Consider the following 17317-nt stretch of genomic DNA (forward strand, 5'->3'; position numbering starts at 1 on the left):
ATGGTCGTCACCCTGATCGCTCCGATCGCCATGGAAGACGGTCTGCGCTTCGCTATTCGCGAAGGCGGTCGTACCGTTGGCGCCGGCGTGGTTGCCAAGATCATCGAGTAATCGGTGAGGCGATAGGAAAAAGCCCCTTCTGGGGCTTTTTCTATTGCTGATCATTTTATTGACACCTTGGGGGGGCATCCGTACAATTGCGCCTCCTTTTACTGGGCGTATTGCGCCTGGTAGGGTGGCAACTTCGAGTCTGAGGTCAAAATGCAAAACCAACAAATCCGTATTCGGTTGAAGGCTTTTGACCATCGCCTGATCGATCAATCTACCCAGGAAATCGTGGAAACCGCGAAACGTACTGGTGCTCAGGTGCGTGGTCCGATTCCTCTGCCTACCCGCAAAGAGCGGTACACCGTTCTGATTTCGCCGCATGTCAACAAGGATGCGCGCGATCAGTATGAAATTCGTACCCACAAGCGCGTGCTGGACATCGTTCAGCCGACCGACAAGACCGTCGATGCGCTGATGAAGCTCGATCTAGCGGCTGGCGTGGAAGTGCAGATCAGCCTCGGCTAAGACCGCTCAGGTTTTGGTCGTGTAACGCTCTGAAATGGGCGGCCATAGCGGGTGAAAGCCCCGTACACTCGAGAGGTTCAAAAAATGACTATTGGTGTAGTCGGTCGTAAGTGCGGCATGACCCGCATTTTCACCGAAGAAGGTGTCTCCATTCCGGTTACGGTCATTGAGATCGAGCCGAATCGCGTGACCCAGTTCAAGAATGAAGAAAGCGATGGCTATCGCGCAGTGCAGGTCACTGTCGGCGAGCGCCGGGCTTCGCGCGTGACAAAGGCTCAAGCTGGTCACTTCGCCAAGGCAAATGTCGCTGCCGGTCGTGGTGTCTGGGAGTTTCGCCTCGAAGAGGGCGAGTACCAATCTGGCGACCAGCTCACCGCCGAAATTTTCCAGGCTGGGCAACTGGTGGACGTCACTGGTCAGTCCAAGGGTAAAGGCTACGCCGGTACCATCAAGCGCTGGAATTTCCGTGGTCAGGACAATACCCACGGCAACTCCGTTTCCCACCGTGCTCCGGGCTCCATCGGCCAGTGCCAGACTCCTGGTCGTGTGTTCAAGGGCAAGAAGATGTCCGGTCATCTGGGCGCCGAGCGCGTGACCGTGCAGTCCCTGGAAGTGGTTCGTGTCGACGCTGAGCGCAATCTGCTGCTGGTCAAGGGTGCCGTTCCCGGTGCCACCGGTGGCGATGTGATCGTGCGTCCGGCGGCCAAGGCTCGCGGTTAAGAGGGGAAGCTGAGATGCAATTGAATGTAAATGGCGCTCAGGCGATCGAGGTCTCCGAGCGTACCTTTGGCGGCGAGTTCAACGAGACCCTCGTGCACCAAGCTGTCGTTGCCTATCTGGCGGGTGGTCGCCAAGGCAGCAAGCAGCAGAAGAACCGCTCCGATGTCAGCGGCGGTGGTAAGCGCCCCTGGCGCCAGAAGGGTACCGGTCGTGCCCGTGCCGGTACGACCCGTGGTCCGATCTGGCGTGGCGGTGGTGTGACCTTCGCCGCTCGTCCGCAAAATCACGAGCAGAAGCTCAACAAGAAGATGTACCGCGCCGCTCTGCGCTCGATCCTGAGCGAACTGGTGCGTCAGGAGCGTCTGGTCGTTGTTGAGGATTTCGCTGTAGATGCACCCAAGACCAAGAGCTTGGTGAGTAAGCTGGGCGGCTTGGGGCTGAGCGATGTACTGATCGTCTCCGACGCTGTCGATCAGAATCTGTACCTGGCTGCGCGCAACCTGCCGCACGTCGATGTTCGCGACGTCCAGGGTTCCGATCCGGTCAGCCTGATCGCGTATGACAAGGTGCTGATCACCGTGTCGGCCGTGAAGAAATTCGAGGAGCTGCTGGGATGAACCAGGAACGCGTATTCAAGGTGCTGCTTGGTCCGCACATCTCCGAGAAGGCCACGGTGCTGGCGGAAAGCAAGAAGCAGTTCGTTTTCAAGGTTGCCACCGATGCAACCAAGCTGGAAATCAAGAAGGCTGTCGAAGCCCTGTTCGACGTGAAGGTCGCGCGTGTCACCACCCTGAATGTCCAGGGCAAGACCAAGCGCACCGCTCGCGGTCTGGGCAAGCGCAACGACTGGAAGAAGGCGTACGTCGCTCTTCAGGCCGGCCAAGATCTCGATTTCGCCAGCGGCGCTGAGTAAAGGGGTGCATCATGGCAATCGTTAAGTGCAAACCGACTTCCGCGGGCCGCCGTTTTGTGGTCAAGGTGGTCAACCAGGAGCTGCACAAGGGTGCTCCCTATGCGCCGCTGCTGGAGAAGAAGTCCAAGTCCGGTGGTCGTAACAACAACGGCCGCATCACCACCCGCCACATTGGCGGTGGTCACAAGCAGCACTATCGTCTGGTCGACTTCCGTCGCAACAAGGATGGCATCCCGGCCGTCGTCGAGCGCATCGAGTACGACCCGAACCGTACCGCGCACATCGCGCTGCTGAAGTACGCCGATGGCGAGCGCCGCTACATCATCGCTCCCAAGGGCGTTGCTGCTGGAGATCAACTGATTTCCGGCGTGAACGCACCGATCAAGTCGGGCAATACGCTGCCGCTGCGCAACATTCCGGTCGGTTCCACCATTCACGGCGTCGAGCTGAAGCCGGGCAAGGGTGCCCAGATCGCCCGTTCCGCCGGTGCTTCTGTCCAGCTGGTCGCTCGCGAGGGCGCCTATGTGACCCTGCGTCTGCGCTCCGGCGAGATGCGCAAGGTTCTGGCCGACTGCCGTGCGACCCTCGGTGAGGTCTCCAATGCCGAGCACAGTCTGCGTTCGTTGGGCAAGGCCGGTGCCAAGCGCTGGCGTGGTGTCCGTCCGACCGTCCGTGGTGTGGCGATGAACCCGGTAGACCATCCGCATGGTGGTGGTGAAGGTCGTACCTCGGGTGGTCGTCATCCGGTGTCGCCGTGGGGCTTCCCGACCAAGGGTGCGAAGACCCGGTCGAACAAGCGCACCGACAACATGATCGTCCGCCGCCGTAAGTAACTAGAGGGATACGACTGTGCCGCGTTCTCTGAAAAAAGGTCCTTTCATCGATCTTCACCTGTTGAAGAAGGTCGAAGTGGCGGTGGAAAAAAACGATCGCAAACCGGTTAAGACTTGGTCGCGTCGTTCGATGATCCTGCCGCAGATGGTCGGTCTGACCATCGCCGTGCATAACGGCCGCCAGCATGTCCCGGTGCTTGTCAACGAGGATATGGTCGGTCACAAACTGGGCGAGTTTGCCGCTACCCGTACCTATCGTGGTCATGCGGCAGACAAGAAAGCCAAGCGTTGAGGGGTAAGGAAAGATGGAAGTAGCCGCTAAGCTGTCGGGCGCTCGAATCTCCGCCCAGAAAGCCCGCTTGGTCGCCGACCAGATTCGCGGGAAGAAGGTGGGCGATGCGCTCAATCTCTTGGCTTTCAGCAGCAAGAAAGCCGCCGAGATCATGAAGAAAGTGCTGGAGTCGGCCGTTGCCAACGCCGAGCACAACGAGGGCGCGGACGTGGACGATCTGAAGGTCTCCACTGTTTTCGTCAACGAAGGGCGTTCGCTTAAGCGCATCATGCCGCGCGCCAAGGGCCGTGCTGATCGCATCGTCAAGCGGTCTTGCCATATCACTGTCAAGGTTGCGGACAAGTAACGGAGTCGATCAGATGGGTCAGAAAGTACATCCCGTTGGCATCCGCCTGGGAATCGTCAAGGAGCATACCTCGGTCTGGTATGCAGATAAGCGCACTTATGCCGATTATCTGTTTGCCGACCTGAAGGTCCGAGAGTATCTCCAAGACAAACTAAAAAGCGCGTCCGTCAGCCGTATCGACATCGCTCGTCCGGCTCAAACCGCACGTATCACCATCCACACTGCTCGTCCCGGCATCGTGATCGGCAAGAAAGGTGAGGATGTTGAAAAGCTGCGTCAGGACCTGACCAAGCAAATGGGTGTGCCGGTGCACATCAACATCGAAGAGATCCGCAAGCCGGAACTCGACGGTATGCTGGTTGCTCAAAGCGTGGCTCAGCAGCTCGAGCGTCGCGTGATGTTCCGTCGCGCCATGAAGCGTGCGGTACAAAACGCCATGCGCATTGGTGCCAAGGGCATCAAGATCCAGGTGAGTGGTCGTCTGGGTGGTGCGGAGATCGCCCGTACCGAATGGTACCGCGAAGGTCGTGTGCCGCTGCACACCCTGCGCGCGGATATCGATTACGCCACCTACGAAGCGCACACCACTTACGGTGTGATCGGCGTCAAGGTTTGGATCTTCAAAGGCGAGGTCATTGGTGGCCAGCACGAAGAACTCAAGCCGCAAGCGCCGGCGCCTCGCAAAAAAGCTGCTAAGTAAGAGGAGTACGCAACATGCTGCAACCCAAGCGTACAAAATTCCGTAAGCAGATGACCGGCCACAACCGTGGCCTGGCTCACCGTGGTAGCAAGGTCAGCTTCGGCGAGTTTGCCCTGAAGTCCGTGAGCCGCGGTCGTCTCACCGCCCGCCAGATCGAGGCCGCCCGTCGTGCCTTGACCCGTCACGTCAAGCGTGGCGGCAAGATCTGGATTCGCGTATTCCCCGACAAGCCGGTTACCAAGAAGCCCCTCGAAGTTCGTATGGGTAAGGGTAAGGGTAACGTCGAGTACTGGGTAGCCCAGATCCAGCCGGGCAAGGTGCTCTACGAAATCGAGGGTGTTTCCGAAGAGCTGGCGCGCGAGGCTTTCGCCCTGGCAGCAGCCAAGCTGCCGCTCGCCACCACTTTTGTTAAGCGGACGGTGATGTGATGAAAGCGAATGAACTTCGTGAAAAATCGGCTGAGCAGCTGAGCGAGCAATTGCTTGGCCTGCTGCGCGACCAGTTCAATCTGCGCATGCAGAAGGCGACTGGTCAACTGGGGCAGAGTCACCTGCTCTTGCAAGTGAAGCGCGATATCGCTCGCGTCAAGACTGTGCTCAACCAGCAGGCAGGTAAGTGATCATGGCTGAAGCTCAGAAAACCGTTCGCACGCTGACCGGCCGTGTCGTAAGCGACAAAATGGACAAGACCATCACCGTCCTGATCGAGCGCCGCGTGAAGCACCCGATCTACGGTAAATACGTGAAGCGTTCGACCAAGCTGCACGCCCACGATGAAACCAACCAGTGCCGTATCGGCGACACGGTCACCATCCGCGAGACCCGTCCGCTGGCCAAGACCAAGTCCTGGATGCTGGTGGAAGTCGTCGAGCGCGCGGTGGAAGTCTAAGAGACTAAGGGTCGGAGAAAGTTATGATTCAGACTCAATCCATGCTCGACGTGGCCGACAATAGCGGTGCTCGTCGCGTCATGTGCATCAAGGTGCTGGGCGGTTCGCATCGCCGTTATGCCGGCATCGGCGACATCATCAAGGTGACCGTGAAGGAAGCGATTCCGCGCGGCAAGGTCAAGAAGGGCCAGGTCATGACGGCTGTGGTGGTTCGCACCAGGCACGGCGTGCGTCGCCCCGATGGCTCGATCATCCGCTTCGACGGCAATGCGGCTGTCCTGCTGAACAACAAGCAGGAGCCGATCGGCACTCGCATCTTCGGGCCGGTCACTCGTGAGCTTCGTTCCGAGAAGTTCATGAAGATCGTCTCGCTCGCCCCTGAAGTGCTGTAAGGAGAAGCCGTCATGCAAAAGATTCGTCGTGACGACGAGATCATCGTCATCGCCGGCAAGGACAAGGGCAAGCGTGGCAAGGTGCTCAAGGTTCTCGCGGACGACCGTCTGGTCGTCGGTGGGGTCAACCTGATCAAGCGCCATAGCAAGCCGAACCCGATGCTGGGCGTCCAGGGCGGTATCGTCGAGAAGGAGGCGCCTCTGCACGTCTCCAACGTGGCCATCTTCAATGCCGAAACCAACAAGGCTGATCGCGTCGGTTTCAAGGTCGAAGACGGCAAGAAAATTCGTGTCTTCAAGTCGACCCAAAAGCCGGTTGATGCTTGAGCACTGCTAGGTAGATAACCATGGCACGACTAAAAGAGATTTACCGGAACGAGATCGCGCCCAAGCTGAAGAACGAACTTCAGCTGGCCAACGTGATGGAAATTCCGCGCATCACCAAAATCACTCTGAACATGGGGGTTGGCGAGGCGGTCGGTGACAAGAAAGTCATCGAGAACGCCGTTGCCGACCTGGAGAAGATCACTGGCCAGAAGGCTGTGGTCACCTATGCCCGCAAGTCCATCGCTGGCTTCAAGATCCGCGAAGGCTGGCCGATCGGTGTCAAAGTGACCCTGCGTCGCGATCGCATGTACGAGTTCCTGGATCGCCTGCTCGCCATCTCCCTGCCGCGCGTGCGTGACTTCCGCGGCCTGAATGCCAAGTCCTTCGATGGCCGTGGCAACTACAGCATGGGCGTGAAAGAACAAATCATCTTCCCGGAAATCGATTACGACAAGATCGATGCGCTGCGTGGTCTGGATATCACCCTGACCACCACTGCCCGTACCGATGATGAAGGCCGCGCCCTGCTGCGTGCCTTTAACTTCCCGTTCCGCAACTGACTGGAGTCGGCAATGGCCAAACAGAGCATGAAGAACCGCGAGCTGAAACGTCAGCAAACGGTTGCCAAGTACGCCAAAAAGCGTGCCGAGCTGAAAGCTACCATCGCCAACCCGAACTCCACTCCGGAGCAGCGTTGGGAAGCCCAGATCGCCCTGCAGAAGCAGCCGCGTGATGCCAGTGCTTCGCGCCTGCGCAACCGCTGCCGTCTGACCGGTCGTCCCCATGGCGTCTACCGCAAGTTCGGTCTGGCTCGCAATATGCTGCGCCAGGCCGCCATGCGCGGTGACGTTCCGGGTCTGGTCAAGGCCAGCTGGTAAGTACGATCCGGGGCTCGCGAAGCCTTCGTCGAGTCCGGGTTATCTGAATCAAGCCCCTTTTGGGGCTTGATTCTTTTTTGGGCAGCCTCTAGGATGCTCGGCTCCCCTGAATCTTGATTTTTTCTTGTAGTCAAGGTCTGGGGCTCAGGCCGCAAGGCTTTCTTTCTGTATCAGGAGCAATTAGCCCATGAGTATGCAGGACCCGTTAGCGGACATGCTAACTCGTATCCGTAATGCCCAGATGGCTGAGAAGACCGTCGTGAGTATGCCGTCTTCCAAGCTGAAGGTGGCTGTGGCCAGTGTTCTCAAGAACGAGGGCTACATTTCGGATTATCAAGTCAGCAGCGACATCAAACCGCTGTTGTCCATTGAGCTCAAGTATTTCGAGGGCCGTCCGGTCATCGAGGAGCTCAAGCGCGTGAGTCGTCCTGGCCTGCGCCAGTACAAGTCCGTCGATCAGCTGCCGAAAGTGCGTGGCGGTCTGGGCGTTTCGATCGTGTCCACCAACAAGGGTGTGATGACTGATCGTGCGGCCCGTGCTGCTGGTGTTGGTGGCGAAGTGCTTTGCACTGTGTTCTAAGGGGGGAACAGCATGTCTCGCGTTGCTAAGAACCCCGTCAAGCTGCCCGCTGGCGTAGAGATCAATCTGGCCGGCCAGCAGCTTTCGGTGAAGGGAGCCAAGGGCTCTCTCGAATTGAATGTGCATCCTTCCGTCGAAGTCATCCAGGATGCCGGTGAGCTGCGTTTCGCTGCCCGTAATGGCGATCAGCAGAACCGGGCCATGGCCGGTACGACCCGTGCACTCGTCAATAACATGGTGATCGGTGTCAGTCAGGGCTTCGAGCGCAAGCTGCAACTGGTTGGCGTTGGTTACAAGGCGCAGGCCAAGGGGCAAGTTCTGTCCCTGGCGCTTGGCTTCTCCCATCCGGTGGATTACGAACTGCCGCAAGGCATCACCGCAGAGACTCCCAGCCAGACCGATATCCTGATCAGGGGCATCGACAAGCAGCTGGTTGGTCAGGTGGCGGCCGAGATTCGCGACTTCCGTCGTCCCGAGCCGTATAAGGGCAAGGGTGTGCGGTATGCCGGCGAAGTGGTCCATCGCAAAGAAGCCAAGAAAAAGTAGGGCATAGCAAATGAGCGTAAAGAAAGAAACTCGTCTGCGTCGCGCTCGCAAGGCACGCCTGAAAATGCGCGAGCTGGAAACCGTACGCCTCTGCGTGTACCGCTCTTCCCAGCATATCTACGCCCAGGTCATCACGGCCGACGGCGGCAAGGTTCTGGCGTCCGCCTCAACCTTGGACAAAGAACTGCGTGACGCTGCCACCGGCAACGTCGATGCGGCCAAGAAGGTTGGCCAACTGGTAGCCGAGCGTGCGAAGGCCGCTGGCGTAACCCAAGTGGCATTCGACCGTTCTGGCTTCAAGTACCACGGTCGTGTCAAGGCACTGGCCGATGCTGCTCGTGAAGGCGGGCTGGAGTTCTAAGTTATGGCGAATAACGAGCAAAAGCGCGACGAGGGCTACATCGAGAAGCTGGTCCAGGTCAATCGCGTCGCCAAGACCGTCAAGGGTGGTCGCATTTTCACCTTTACCGCGCTGACGGTCGTTGGTGATGGCAAGGGGCGTGTTGGCTTCGGTCGCGGCAAGTCCCGCGAGGTTCCGGCTGCCATCCAGAAAGCCATGGAAGCTGCCCGTCGCAACATGATCCAAGTCGATCTGAACGGCACCACTCTGCAGTATCCGGTCAAATCCGCCCATGGCGCTTCCCGGGTCTATATGCAGCCTGCCAGCGAGGGTACCGGGATCATCGCCGGTGGCGCCATGCGTGCTGTTCTCGAGGTTGCGGGTGTGCAGAACGTCCTGGCCAAGTGCTACGGCTCGACCAATCCGGTGAACGTGGTTTACGCCACCTTCAAGGGACTGAAGGAAATGCAGTCCCCCGAGTCGGTGGCAGCCAAGCGTGGCAAGAGCGTCGAGGAGATTCTCTGATCATGGCAACTGTCAAAGTCACTCTGGTCAAGAGCCTGAATGGTCGCCTGGCCAATCATAAGGCTTGCGTCAAGGGCCTGGGCCTGCGTCGCATCGGTCACACTGTCGAGGTTCAGGATACTCCTGAGAATCGCGGGATGATCAACAAGGCCTATTACCTGCTTCGTGTGGAGGGTTAATCCATGCAACTGAACGATCTGCGTTCCGCGCCGGGTGCCCGGCGCGAGAAGCTGCGTCCGGGTCGTGGCATCGGCAGTGGTCTCGGTAAGACCGGCGGCCGTGGCCACAAAGGGCAGACTTCCCGCTCCGGCGGCAAGATCGCTCCCGGGTTCGAGGGCGGTCAACAGCCTCTGCATCGCCGTCTGCCGAAGTTCGGCTTCACTTCCCTGAAAGCCATGGATCGTGCGGAAATCCGCACCTCCGAACTGGCTAAGGTAGAAGGCGATGTCGTGACCCTGCAGGCACTGAAAGATGCCGACTTGGTCAATCAGAACGTCCGTCGCGTGAAGGTCATGCTGTCTGGCGAGGTAGGCCGGGCCGTTACCCTGAAGGGGATCGCCGTCACCAAGGGTGCGCGTGCGGCCATCGAAGCAGTTGGCGGTAAAATCGAGGACTAAATGGCTAAGCAAGGTGCTCTCTCCGCACTCAGCAATGGCGGGCTGTCCGAGCTCTGGGCTCGGCTGCGATTCCTGTTCCTGGCGATCATCGTCTATCGCATAGGCGCACATATCCCGGTGCCAGGAATCAATCCCGACAGGCTGGCGGAACTGTTCCAGCAGAACGAGGGAACCATTCTTAGCCTGTTCAACATGTTTTCCGGTGGCGCGCTGGAGCGGATGAGCATCTTCGCGCTGGGGATCATGCCGTATATTTCGGCATCGATCATCATGCAGTTGATGACGGTGGTCAGTCCGCAGCTGGAGCAGTTGAAGAAGGAAGGCGAGGCCGGGCGCCGCAAGATCAGCCAGTACACCCGTTACGGGACGCTCGCTTTGGCGATCGTCCAGGCCTTCGGCATGTCCGTCGGCCTGGCCAGTCAGGGCGTCGCCTTCGCCGCCGATTTCGGCTTCTACTTTGTGGCTGTAAGCACCTTCGTGGCGGGTGCGATGTTCATGATGTGGCTGGGCGAGCAGATCACCGAGCGGGGTGTTGGCAACGGCATCTCGATGCTGATTTTCTCCGGTATCGTGGCGGGCCTGCCTGCCGCAATCGGTCAGTCCTTCGAGTCTGCTCGTCAGGGTGACATCAATATCATCGCTCTGCTTGCCGTCGCACTGTTGGCTGTGGCGATCATCGGTTTCGTGGTTTTCGTCGAGCGCGGCCAGCGCCGTATCGCGGTGCACTATGCCAAGCGTCAGCAAGGCCGTAAGGTCTTCGCCGCGCAGACCAGCCACTTGCCGCTGAAAGTGAATATGGCGGGCGTTATTCCGGCCATTTTTGCTAGCAGCATCCTGCTGTTTCCGGCTTCGCTGGGCTCTTGGTTCGGTCAGTCGGAAGGTATGGGTTGGTTGCAGGACATCGCCCAAGCTATTGCGCCCGGCCAGCCGTTGAACATCCTGTTGTTCAGTGTGGGGATTATTTTCTTCTGCTTCTTCTACACTGCGTTGATGTTCAATCCCAAGGATGTGGCGGAAAACCTGAAGAAATCCGGTGCCTTTATTCCGGGCATTCGGCCGGGTGAGCAGTCTGCACGCTACATTGATGGCGTGCTGACCCGCTTGACCATTTTTGGCGCTCTCTACATGACGGCAGTCTGTCTGCTTCCGCAGTTTCTGGTGGTGGCAGCCAACGTGCCGTTCTATCTTGGCGGGACCTCGTTGCTGATCGTGGTGGTGGTTGTGATGGATTTCATGTCGCAAGTACAATCGCACCTCGTTTCGCACCAGTACGAATCCCTGATGAAGAAAAGCAACCTGAAGGGCCATGGCGGCGGCATGCTGCGCTGATTGGTCCATAAGGTTCGAGGAGTTGGTGATGAAAGTTCGTGCATCGGTGAAGAAGCTGTGCCGCAACTGCAAGATCATCCGTCGCGACGGTGTCGTGCGTGTGATCTGCAGCGCGGAGCCGCGTCACAAGCAGCGCCAAGGCTGAGTGTGATCCTCGCGTAATGAACCCGGCAGCTAGTGCGCTGCCGGGTTGATTCTTTTTTATTACAGCGCTAGTATCCTGCGCCCTATTTCTTGGCTTCCAGGGCGTGGGTAGCTGTCAATTGGAGTTCCACTGAATGGCCCGTATTGCAGGCGTCAACATTCCGGATAACAAGCATACTGTTATCTCGCTGACCTACATCTATGGTGTCGGTCGCACTACCGCACAGGCTATCTGTGCCGCTACCGGCGTCAATCCGGCAGCGAAGATCAAGGATCTCTCGGACGAGCAGATCGAGCAACTGCGTGGCGAAGTGGCCAAACTCACCACCGAGGGTGACCTGCGCCGCGAAGTCAACATGAAGATCAAGCGCCTGATGGACTTGGGCTGCTACCGTGGCCTGCGCCATCGCCGCGGCCTACCGGTTCGCGGCCAGCGCACCAAGACCAACGCCCGTACCCGTAAGGGTCCGCGCAAGCCGATCCGCAAGTAATCGCATTCGCGAATCGACAGGAATCTAATCATGGCAAAACCTGCTGCTCGTCCTCGTAAGAAAGTCAAAAAGACCGTGGTGGATGGCATCGCCCATATCCATGCATCTTTCAACAACACCATCGTGACCATCACTGATCGTCAGGGTAACGCCCTGTCCTGGGCCACCTCCGGTGGTTCCGGCTTCCGTGGTTCGCGTAAGAGCACCCCGTTTGCTGCCCAGGTAGCTGCCGAGCGTGCCGGCCAGGCTGCTCTGGAATACGGTCTGAAGAACCTTGACGTGAACGTCAAGGGTCCCGGTCCGGGTCGCGAGTCTGCCGTGCGCGCTCTCAATGCCTGCGGTTACAAGATTGCCAGCATTACCGACGTGACCCCGATCCCGCATAACGGCTGCCGCCCGCCGAAGAAGCGTCGCGTGTAATAGGAGACAGTGAAGAATGGCACGTTACATTGGTCCCAAATGCAAACTGTCCCGTCGCGAAGGCACTGACCTGTTCTTGAAGAGCGGCTCCCGTGCGCTCGAATCCAAGTGCAACGTCGAGTCGGCTCCCGGCATCCATGGCCAGCGCCGTGGTCGTCTGTCCGAGTACGGTACCCAACTGCGCGAGAAGCAGAAAGTTCGCCGTATCTACGGTGTGCTGGAGCGCCAGTTCAGCGGTTACTACAAGGAAGCCAGCCGTCGCAAGGGTTCCACCGGCGAAAACCTGCTGCAGCTGCTCGAGTGCCGTCTGGACAACGTCGTGTATCGCATGGGTTTCGGTGCCACCCGCGCCGAGTCCCGTCAGCTGGTTTCGCACAAGGCCATCACCGTCAATGGTCAGGCCGTGAACATTCCGTCCTACCAGATCAAGGCCGGCGATGTCGTGGCTGTCCGCGAGAAAGCCAAGAACCAGCTGCGCGTCGCCCAGGCTCTCGAACTCTGCGCCCAGCGCGGTCGCGTCGAGTGGGTTGAAGTGGATACCGAGAAGAAGTCTGGCGTGTTCAAGAGCGTGCCGGCTCGCAGCGACCTGTCCGCCGACATCAACGAAAACCTGATTGTCGAGCTCTACTCCAAGTAAGGGCTAGAAAATAGGTATATCCATGCAGAGTTCGGTAAATGAGTTCCTGACCCCCCGCCACATCGATGTGCAGGCGGTCAGTCCGACCCGCGCCAAGATCACGCTCGAGCCCTTGGAGCGCGGTTTTGGTCATACCCTGGGCAACGCCCTGCGTCGCATCCTGCTGTCCTCCATGCCCGGCTGTGCGGTAGTCGAGGCCGAGATCGACGGCGTGCTTCATGAGTACAGCGCCATCGAGGGCGTGCAGGAAGATGTCATCGAGATCCTGCTCAACCTGAAGGGCCTGGCCATCAAGCTGCACGGTCGCGACGAAGTCACGCTGAGCCTGAGCAAGAAGGGCCCTGGCGCGGTCACCGCTGCCGATATTCAGCTGGATCATGATGTCGAAATCGTCAACGGCGGCCATGTAATCGCCAACCTGGCAGACAACGGCGTACTGAACATGAGGCTCAAGGTGGCGCGCGGTCGTGGCTATGAGCCTGCCGACGCCCGCCAGAGCGACGAGGACGAGAGCCGTAGCATCGGCCGTCTGCAGCTCGACGCTTCCTTCAGCCCGGTCCGTCGTGTTGCCTACGTGGTGGAAAACGCCCGCGTCGAGCAGCGTACCAACCTGGACAAGCTGGTCATCGATCTGGAAACCAACGGTACCTTGGACCCCGAAGAGGCTATCCGCCGTGCCGCGACCATTCTGCAGCAGCAGTTGGCCGCGTTCGTCGACCTCAAGGGCGACACCGCACCGGTGGTGGTCGAGCAGGAGGACGAGATCGATCCGATCCTCCTGCGTCCGGTCGACGACTTGGAGCTGACCGTACGTTCGGCCAACTGTCTGAAGGCGGAGAACATCTACTACATCGGTGACCTGATTCAGCGCACCGAAGTGGAGCTGTTGAAGACTCCGAACCTGGGCAAGAAGTCCCTGACCGAAATCAAGGACGTTCTGGCTTCCCGTGGTCTGTCCCTCGGTATGCGCCTCGACAACTGGCCGCCGGCAAGTTTGAAGAAGGACGACAAGGCCACGGCCTGAACGTCATTAGCACCGAACGAACAAGTTTGGTAAGGAATTTAACCATGCGTCATCGTAAAAGTGGCCGTCACCTGAGCCGCACCAGCGCACACCGCAAGGCCATGTTCCAGAACATGGCGGTGTCGTTGTTCGAGCACGAACTGATCAAAACCACCCTGCCCAAAGCCAAGGAGCTGCGTCGCGTCGCCGAGCCGTTGATCACCCTGGCCAAGGAAGACAGCGTCGCCAACCGTCGCCTGGCCTTCGATCGGACCCGTTCGAAGTCCGCCGTCGGCAAGCTGTTCAACGACTTGGGCAAGCGCTATGCCAACCGTCAGGGCGGCTATCTGCGCATCCTGAAGTGCGGTTTCCGCGCCGGCGACAACGCCCCCATGGCCTATGTCGAGCTGGTGGATCGTCCGGTTGGCGGTGCTGTGGAAGCAGTGGCCGAGTAAACGTGGATTGATCGACAAAAAACCGGGCCCAGTGCCCGGTTTTTTGTTGTGGCACCGGGCGTGGTGCCTCCTGGAAGAGGCCGGGCAGTGCTGTCCGGCCTTTCGGTGTCGCACTTGCTCGGGGCTATGCCCGGTCCCGGTCCCGCTCCAGCACCGGGGCAAGGAAGCGTCCGGTATGCGACTGCGGCATACCGGCCACTTGTTCCGGCGTGCCGCTGGCGATGATCTGCCCGCCGCGCGAGCCGCCCTCCGGGCCGAGGTCCACCAGCCAGTCGGCGGTCTTGATCACGTCCAGGTTGTGCTCGATCACCACCACGGTGTTGCCGTGGTCGCGCAGGCGGTGCAGTACGTCGAGCAGTTGCCGGATGTCGGCGAAGTGCAGGCCGGTGGTCGGCTCGTCGAGGATATATAGCGTCTTGCCGGTGTCGCGTTTGGATAGCTCGCGCGACAGCTTGACCCGCTGCGCCTCGCCGCCGGAGAGGGTGGTGGCGTTCTGTCCTAGCCCGATGTAGGACAGTCCCACGTCGATCAATGTCTGCAGTCGACGGGCCACTGCCGGAATCGGGTCGAAGAACGCGCGGGCTTCCTCGATGGTCATCTCCAGCACTTCGTGGATGTTTCGTCCCTTGTACTTCACTTCCAGGGTTTCGCGATTGTAGCGTTTGCCCTTGCAGACATCGCAGGGCACGTAGATGTCTGGCAGGAAGTGCATTTCCACCTTGATCACGCCATCGCCCTGACAGGCCTCGCAGCGTCCGCCCTTGACGTTGAAGGAGAAGCGCCCCGGACCGTAGCCGCGCGAGCGCGATTCCGGTACGCCGGCGAACAGCTCTCGGATCGGGGTGAAGAGGCCGGTATAGGTTGCCGGGTTGGAGCGTGGCGTGCGGCCGATCGGGCTCTGGTCGATGTCGACCACCTTGTCGAGGTGCTGCAGGCCATCGAAGGCGGTGTATGGCGCCGCTTCCAGCGAGGAGGCGCTGTTCAGCGCGGTGGCGGCGAGCGGGAACAGAGTGTTGTTGATCAGCGTCGACTTACCCGAGCCGGACACCCCGGTGACGCAGGTGAACAGGCCGATCGGGATTTCCAGGTCGACGTTCCGCAGGTTGTTGCCGCGCGCGCCCCTGAGTTTCAGCAGCTTTTGCGGATCGCGCGACGTGCGGAGGGCGGGCACGGCGATCTTCATCCGGCCGGAGAGGTACTTGCCGGTCAGCGAGTCGGGGTGGGCCATCACCTCGGCCGGCGTGCCCTCGGCGACGATCTGCCCGCCGTGCACCCCGGCACCGGGGCCGATATCGACCAGATAGTCGGCCAGACGAATGGCATCCTCGTCGTGCTCTACCACGATCACCGTGTTGCCCAAATCGCGCAGGTGGGTGAGGGTGGCTAGCAGGCGCTCGTTGTCGCGCTGGTGCAGGCCGATGGAGGGTTCGTCGAGGATGTACATCACCCCGACCAGGCCGGCGCCGATCTGGCTGGCCAGCCGGATGCGCTGTGCCTCGCCGCCCGACAGGGTGTCGGCGCTGCGGTCCAGAGTCAGGTAGTCGAGGCCGACGTTGACCAGGAACTGCAGGCGCTCGCGGATTTCCTTGAGGATCTTCTCGGCGATCTCGCCGCGCCGGCCGCTCAGCGACAGGTCGGCGAAGTAGCCGCAGGCCTCGCCCACCGGCAGTGCGGTGACCGCCGGCAGGGTCTTTGCGCCGACCCAGACATGCCGTGCCTCGCGGCGCAGGCGGGTGCCGCGGCAATCCGGGCAGGGCTGGCTGCTGAGCAGTTTGGCCAGTTCCTCGCGCACGCTGGCGGACTCGGTTTCGCGGTAGCGGCGCTCCAGATTGGGAATGATCCCTTCGAAGGGATGTGCCCGGACGACGATGTCGCCGCGGTCGTTGAGATAGCGAAACTCGATGTTCTCGCGGCCGCTGCCCTGCAGCAGGACCTTCTGTTGGGCGGCCGGCAACTCGTCGAACGGCTCTTCGAGACTGAAGCCGTAGTGCGCAGCCAGCGAGCCGAGCATCTGGAAGTAGTAGACGTTGCGCCGGTCCCAGCCGCGGATCGCGCCCTCGGCCAGGCTCAGCTTGCCGTTGACCAGCCGGCGTGGATCGAAGAACTGCTTCACTCCCAGGCCATCGCAGGTGGGACAGGCGCCGGCGGGATTGTTGAAGGAGAACAGTTTGGGTTCCAGTTCGCCGATCGAGTGCCCGCAGCGCGGGCAGGCGAAGCGCGCGGAGAAGATGATTTCCTCGCCGTCTTCGCCCTCCATGGGGGCGACCAGGGCGATGCTGTCGGCCAGTCTCAGGGCGGTCTCGAAGGACTCGGCCAGGCGCTGCTGCAGGTCGCTGCGGACCTTGAAGCGATCGACCACCACCTCGATGCTGTGCTTCTTCTGCTTGTCGAGCTTGGGCAGCTCGTCCAGTTCAAAGAGCTTGCCGTCGACGCGCGCGCGGACGAAGCCTTGGGCGCGCAGTTCCTCGAACACCGAGAGGTGCTCGCCCTTGCGCTCGCGGACCACTGGGGCCAGCAGCATCAGCTTGCTGCCCTCGGGCAGTGCCAGCACCTGGTCGACCATCTGGCTGACGGTCTGTGCCTCCAGCGGCACGTCGTGCTCTGGGCAGCGTGGCGTGCCGACGCGGGCGTAGAGCAGACGCAGGTAGTCGTAGATCTCGGTGATGGTGCCGACGGTGGAGCGCGGGTTGTGCGAGGTGGACTTCTGCTCGATGGAGATCGCCGGCGAGAGGCCTTCGATGGCATCGACATCGGGCTTTTCCATCATCGACAGGAACTGTCGGGCGTAGGCCGAGAGCGATTCCACGTAGCGGCGCTGACCCTCGGCATAGAGCGTGTCGAAGGCCAGGGAGGATTTGCCGGAGCCGGACAGCCCGGTGATGACGATCAGCTTGTCGCGGGGCAGAGTGAGGTCGATGTTCTTCAGGTTGTGGGTGCGCGCCCCACGGATCAGGATCTTGTCCAAAGCGGCCTCGCATGGCGGGCAGAAATCCGCGAGTATACGGCGCGCCGCAGGCGGGCGGGCAAGCCTGGCCGGCGGTGTGCCAGGGCAATCGCGCTACATCGCTCTTGCGTTGGACGAGGATTAGCGGTAATGGACAAGACTTTTCCGAGCCCCATCATGCTGCCCAATCCACAGCCCTACTTCGCCAGGCTCGTCGACCCACGGCGCGAAACCCGCAACAAGCTGCACGCCCTGCAGGACATCGTCATGATCACGCTCTGCGCCACCCTGTGCGGTTATGACGACTGGGTCGGCATCGAGGACTTCGCCCACGAGAACGAAGCCTGGCTGCGCGAGTTCCTGCCGCTGCCCAACGGTATTCCCTCGCACGATACCCTCAGCGACGTCATCGGACGCCTGGAGC

The 17317-nt window shown here is 60.3% G+C and carries 31 protein-coding genes; 30 read left to right on the plus strand and 1 reads right to left on the minus strand.

What is annotated here, in order from left to right:
* The 29 genes from BMY22_RS20135 to rplQ all read left to right on the plus strand — a co-directional run.
* A partial coding sequence (locus BMY22_RS20135; protein WP_262926409.1) for an EF-Tu C-terminal domain-related protein occupies nucleotides 1-111 on the plus strand: 111 nt, incomplete at its 5' end.
* Nucleotides 112-261: 150 nt separating this feature from the next.
* A complete protein-coding gene (rpsJ, locus tag BMY22_RS20140) occupies nucleotides 262-573 on the plus strand; it encodes a 30S ribosomal protein S10 (RefSeq protein ID WP_003243886.1) in 312 nt (103 codons plus the stop codon).
* 84 nt (nucleotides 574-657) lie between these two features.
* A complete protein-coding gene (rplC, locus tag BMY22_RS20145; RefSeq protein WP_090625011.1) occupies nucleotides 658-1293 on the plus strand; it encodes a 50S ribosomal protein L3 in 636 nt (211 codons plus the stop codon).
* Between the two features lie 14 nt (nucleotides 1294-1307).
* The gene (gene rplD, locus BMY22_RS20150) at nucleotides 1308-1910 is read left to right on the plus strand and encodes a 50S ribosomal protein L4 (RefSeq protein ID WP_090625013.1); all 603 of its coding nucleotides are present in this window, start codon (nucleotides 1308-1310) and stop codon (nucleotides 1908-1910) included.
* Nucleotides 1907-2206: a 50S ribosomal protein L23 gene (gene rplW / locus BMY22_RS20155; protein ID WP_090625014.1), complete on the plus strand. Its 300-nt coding sequence runs from the start codon at nucleotides 1907-1909 to the stop codon at nucleotides 2204-2206. Before rplD ends, rplW begins: the two co-directional genes overlap by 4 nt.
* 11 nt (nucleotides 2207-2217) lie before the next feature.
* Nucleotides 2218-3039, plus strand: coding sequence for a 50S ribosomal protein L2 (rplB, locus tag BMY22_RS20160; protein ID WP_090625016.1), 822 nt, complete (start codon nucleotides 2218-2220; stop codon nucleotides 3037-3039).
* Nucleotides 3040-3055: 16 nt separating this feature from the next.
* Complete coding sequence (gene rpsS, locus BMY22_RS20165; RefSeq protein WP_090625017.1) at nucleotides 3056-3331, plus strand: 30S ribosomal protein S19; 276 nt, start codon at nucleotides 3056-3058, stop codon at nucleotides 3329-3331.
* 13 nt (nucleotides 3332-3344) lie between these two features.
* Nucleotides 3345-3677 carry a 50S ribosomal protein L22 gene (gene rplV, locus BMY22_RS20170; protein ID WP_003304070.1) on the plus strand — a complete coding sequence of 111 codons (333 nt, stop codon included), beginning with the start codon at nucleotides 3345-3347 and terminating at the stop codon, nucleotides 3675-3677.
* A 13-nt stretch (nucleotides 3678-3690) separates the two neighbouring features.
* A complete protein-coding gene (rpsC, locus tag BMY22_RS20175; RefSeq protein WP_039806143.1) occupies nucleotides 3691-4377 on the plus strand; it encodes a 30S ribosomal protein S3 in 687 nt (228 codons plus the stop codon).
* A 14-nt stretch (nucleotides 4378-4391) separates the two neighbouring features.
* Nucleotides 4392-4805 (plus strand): 50S ribosomal protein L16, encoded by a 414-nt coding sequence (gene rplP / locus BMY22_RS20180; protein WP_012699309.1) that lies wholly within the window; start codon nucleotides 4392-4394, stop codon nucleotides 4803-4805.
* The gene (gene rpmC, locus BMY22_RS20185; RefSeq protein ID WP_090625019.1) at nucleotides 4805-4996 is read left to right on the plus strand and encodes a 50S ribosomal protein L29; all 192 of its coding nucleotides are present in this window, start codon (nucleotides 4805-4807) and stop codon (nucleotides 4994-4996) included. Before rplP ends, rpmC begins: the two co-directional genes overlap by 1 nt.
* 2 nt (nucleotides 4997-4998) lie before the next feature.
* Nucleotides 4999-5265, plus strand: coding sequence for a 30S ribosomal protein S17 (gene rpsQ / locus BMY22_RS20190; protein WP_012699311.1), 267 nt, complete (start codon nucleotides 4999-5001; stop codon nucleotides 5263-5265).
* 23 nt (nucleotides 5266-5288) lie between these two features.
* On the plus strand, nucleotides 5289-5657 hold the full coding sequence (rplN, locus tag BMY22_RS20195) for a 50S ribosomal protein L14 (protein ID WP_003289207.1): 369 nt from the start codon (nucleotides 5289-5291) through the stop codon (nucleotides 5655-5657).
* 12 nt (nucleotides 5658-5669) lie between these two features.
* On the plus strand, nucleotides 5670-5984 hold the full coding sequence (gene rplX / locus BMY22_RS20200; RefSeq protein WP_039806134.1) for a 50S ribosomal protein L24: 315 nt from the start codon (nucleotides 5670-5672) through the stop codon (nucleotides 5982-5984).
* Between the two features lie 20 nt (nucleotides 5985-6004).
* Nucleotides 6005-6544, plus strand: a complete 540-nt coding sequence (rplE, locus tag BMY22_RS20205) for a 50S ribosomal protein L5 (RefSeq protein ID WP_090625020.1) — start codon at nucleotides 6005-6007, stop codon at nucleotides 6542-6544.
* Nucleotides 6545-6556: 12 nt separating this feature from the next.
* On the plus strand, nucleotides 6557-6862 hold the full coding sequence (rpsN, locus tag BMY22_RS20210; protein WP_090625022.1) for a 30S ribosomal protein S14: 306 nt from the start codon (nucleotides 6557-6559) through the stop codon (nucleotides 6860-6862).
* Between the two features lie 187 nt (nucleotides 6863-7049).
* On the plus strand, nucleotides 7050-7442 hold the full coding sequence (gene rpsH, locus BMY22_RS20215) for a 30S ribosomal protein S8 (protein WP_039806127.1): 393 nt from the start codon (nucleotides 7050-7052) through the stop codon (nucleotides 7440-7442).
* A 12-nt stretch (nucleotides 7443-7454) separates the two neighbouring features.
* On the plus strand, nucleotides 7455-7988 hold the full coding sequence (gene rplF, locus BMY22_RS20220; RefSeq protein WP_090625023.1) for a 50S ribosomal protein L6: 534 nt from the start codon (nucleotides 7455-7457) through the stop codon (nucleotides 7986-7988).
* A 10-nt stretch (nucleotides 7989-7998) separates the two neighbouring features.
* Nucleotides 7999-8349, plus strand: a complete 351-nt coding sequence (rplR, locus tag BMY22_RS20225) for a 50S ribosomal protein L18 (RefSeq protein ID WP_039806123.1) — start codon at nucleotides 7999-8001, stop codon at nucleotides 8347-8349.
* Nucleotides 8350-8352: 3 nt separating this feature from the next.
* Nucleotides 8353-8853 carry a 30S ribosomal protein S5 gene (gene rpsE, locus BMY22_RS20230; protein WP_039806121.1) on the plus strand — a complete coding sequence of 167 codons (501 nt, stop codon included), beginning with the start codon at nucleotides 8353-8355 and terminating at the stop codon, nucleotides 8851-8853.
* Between the two features lie 2 nt (nucleotides 8854-8855).
* Nucleotides 8856-9032, plus strand: coding sequence for a 50S ribosomal protein L30 (gene rpmD, locus BMY22_RS20235; protein ID WP_039806119.1), 177 nt, complete (start codon nucleotides 8856-8858; stop codon nucleotides 9030-9032).
* A gap of 3 nt (nucleotides 9033-9035) precedes the next feature.
* Nucleotides 9036-9470, plus strand: coding sequence for a 50S ribosomal protein L15 (gene rplO / locus BMY22_RS20240; protein WP_090625024.1), 435 nt, complete (start codon nucleotides 9036-9038; stop codon nucleotides 9468-9470).
* Nucleotides 9471-10799 carry a preprotein translocase subunit SecY gene (secY, locus tag BMY22_RS20245; RefSeq protein ID WP_090625026.1) on the plus strand — a complete coding sequence of 443 codons (1329 nt, stop codon included), beginning with the start codon at nucleotides 9471-9473 and terminating at the stop codon, nucleotides 10797-10799.
* A 28-nt stretch (nucleotides 10800-10827) separates the two neighbouring features.
* Nucleotides 10828-10944 (plus strand): 50S ribosomal protein L36, encoded by a 117-nt coding sequence (gene rpmJ / locus BMY22_RS20250; protein ID WP_003281814.1) that lies wholly within the window; start codon nucleotides 10828-10830, stop codon nucleotides 10942-10944.
* Nucleotides 10945-11077: 133 nt separating this feature from the next.
* Complete coding sequence (gene rpsM, locus BMY22_RS20255; protein WP_012699324.1) at nucleotides 11078-11434, plus strand: 30S ribosomal protein S13; 357 nt, start codon at nucleotides 11078-11080, stop codon at nucleotides 11432-11434.
* Between the two features lie 30 nt (nucleotides 11435-11464).
* The gene (rpsK, locus tag BMY22_RS20260; RefSeq protein ID WP_003093689.1) at nucleotides 11465-11854 is read left to right on the plus strand and encodes a 30S ribosomal protein S11; all 390 of its coding nucleotides are present in this window, start codon (nucleotides 11465-11467) and stop codon (nucleotides 11852-11854) included.
* Between the two features lie 16 nt (nucleotides 11855-11870).
* The gene (rpsD, locus tag BMY22_RS20265) at nucleotides 11871-12491 is read left to right on the plus strand and encodes a 30S ribosomal protein S4 (protein WP_090625027.1); all 621 of its coding nucleotides are present in this window, start codon (nucleotides 11871-11873) and stop codon (nucleotides 12489-12491) included.
* Between the two features lie 22 nt (nucleotides 12492-12513).
* Entirely contained in the window at nucleotides 12514-13515 is a 1002-nt protein-coding gene (locus BMY22_RS20270) for a DNA-directed RNA polymerase subunit alpha (protein WP_090625029.1), read from the plus strand.
* A gap of 44 nt (nucleotides 13516-13559) precedes the next feature.
* Nucleotides 13560-13949 (plus strand): 50S ribosomal protein L17, encoded by a 390-nt coding sequence (gene rplQ, locus BMY22_RS20275; protein ID WP_090625030.1) that lies wholly within the window; start codon nucleotides 13560-13562, stop codon nucleotides 13947-13949.
* 124 nt (nucleotides 13950-14073) lie between these two features.
* Here the strand turns inward: rplQ and uvrA are convergent, their stop codons facing one another.
* Complete coding sequence (uvrA, locus tag BMY22_RS20280) at nucleotides 14074-16914, minus strand: excinuclease ABC subunit UvrA (protein WP_090625032.1); 2841 nt, start codon at nucleotides 16912-16914, stop codon at nucleotides 14074-14076.
* Nucleotides 16915-17043: 129 nt separating this feature from the next.
* On the opposite strand from uvrA, the gene BMY22_RS20285 reads away from it, so the two are divergent.
* Nucleotides 17044-17317 (plus strand): transposase family protein (locus tag BMY22_RS20285; RefSeq protein ID WP_208599354.1); only part of this gene is annotated, 274 nt, incomplete at its 3' end.

Origin of the sequence: Azotobacter beijerinckii, assembly GCF_900110885.1 — a bacterium.
In the GTDB taxonomy this organism is placed as follows: domain Bacteria; phylum Pseudomonadota; class Gammaproteobacteria; order Pseudomonadales; family Pseudomonadaceae; genus Azotobacter; species Azotobacter beijerinckii.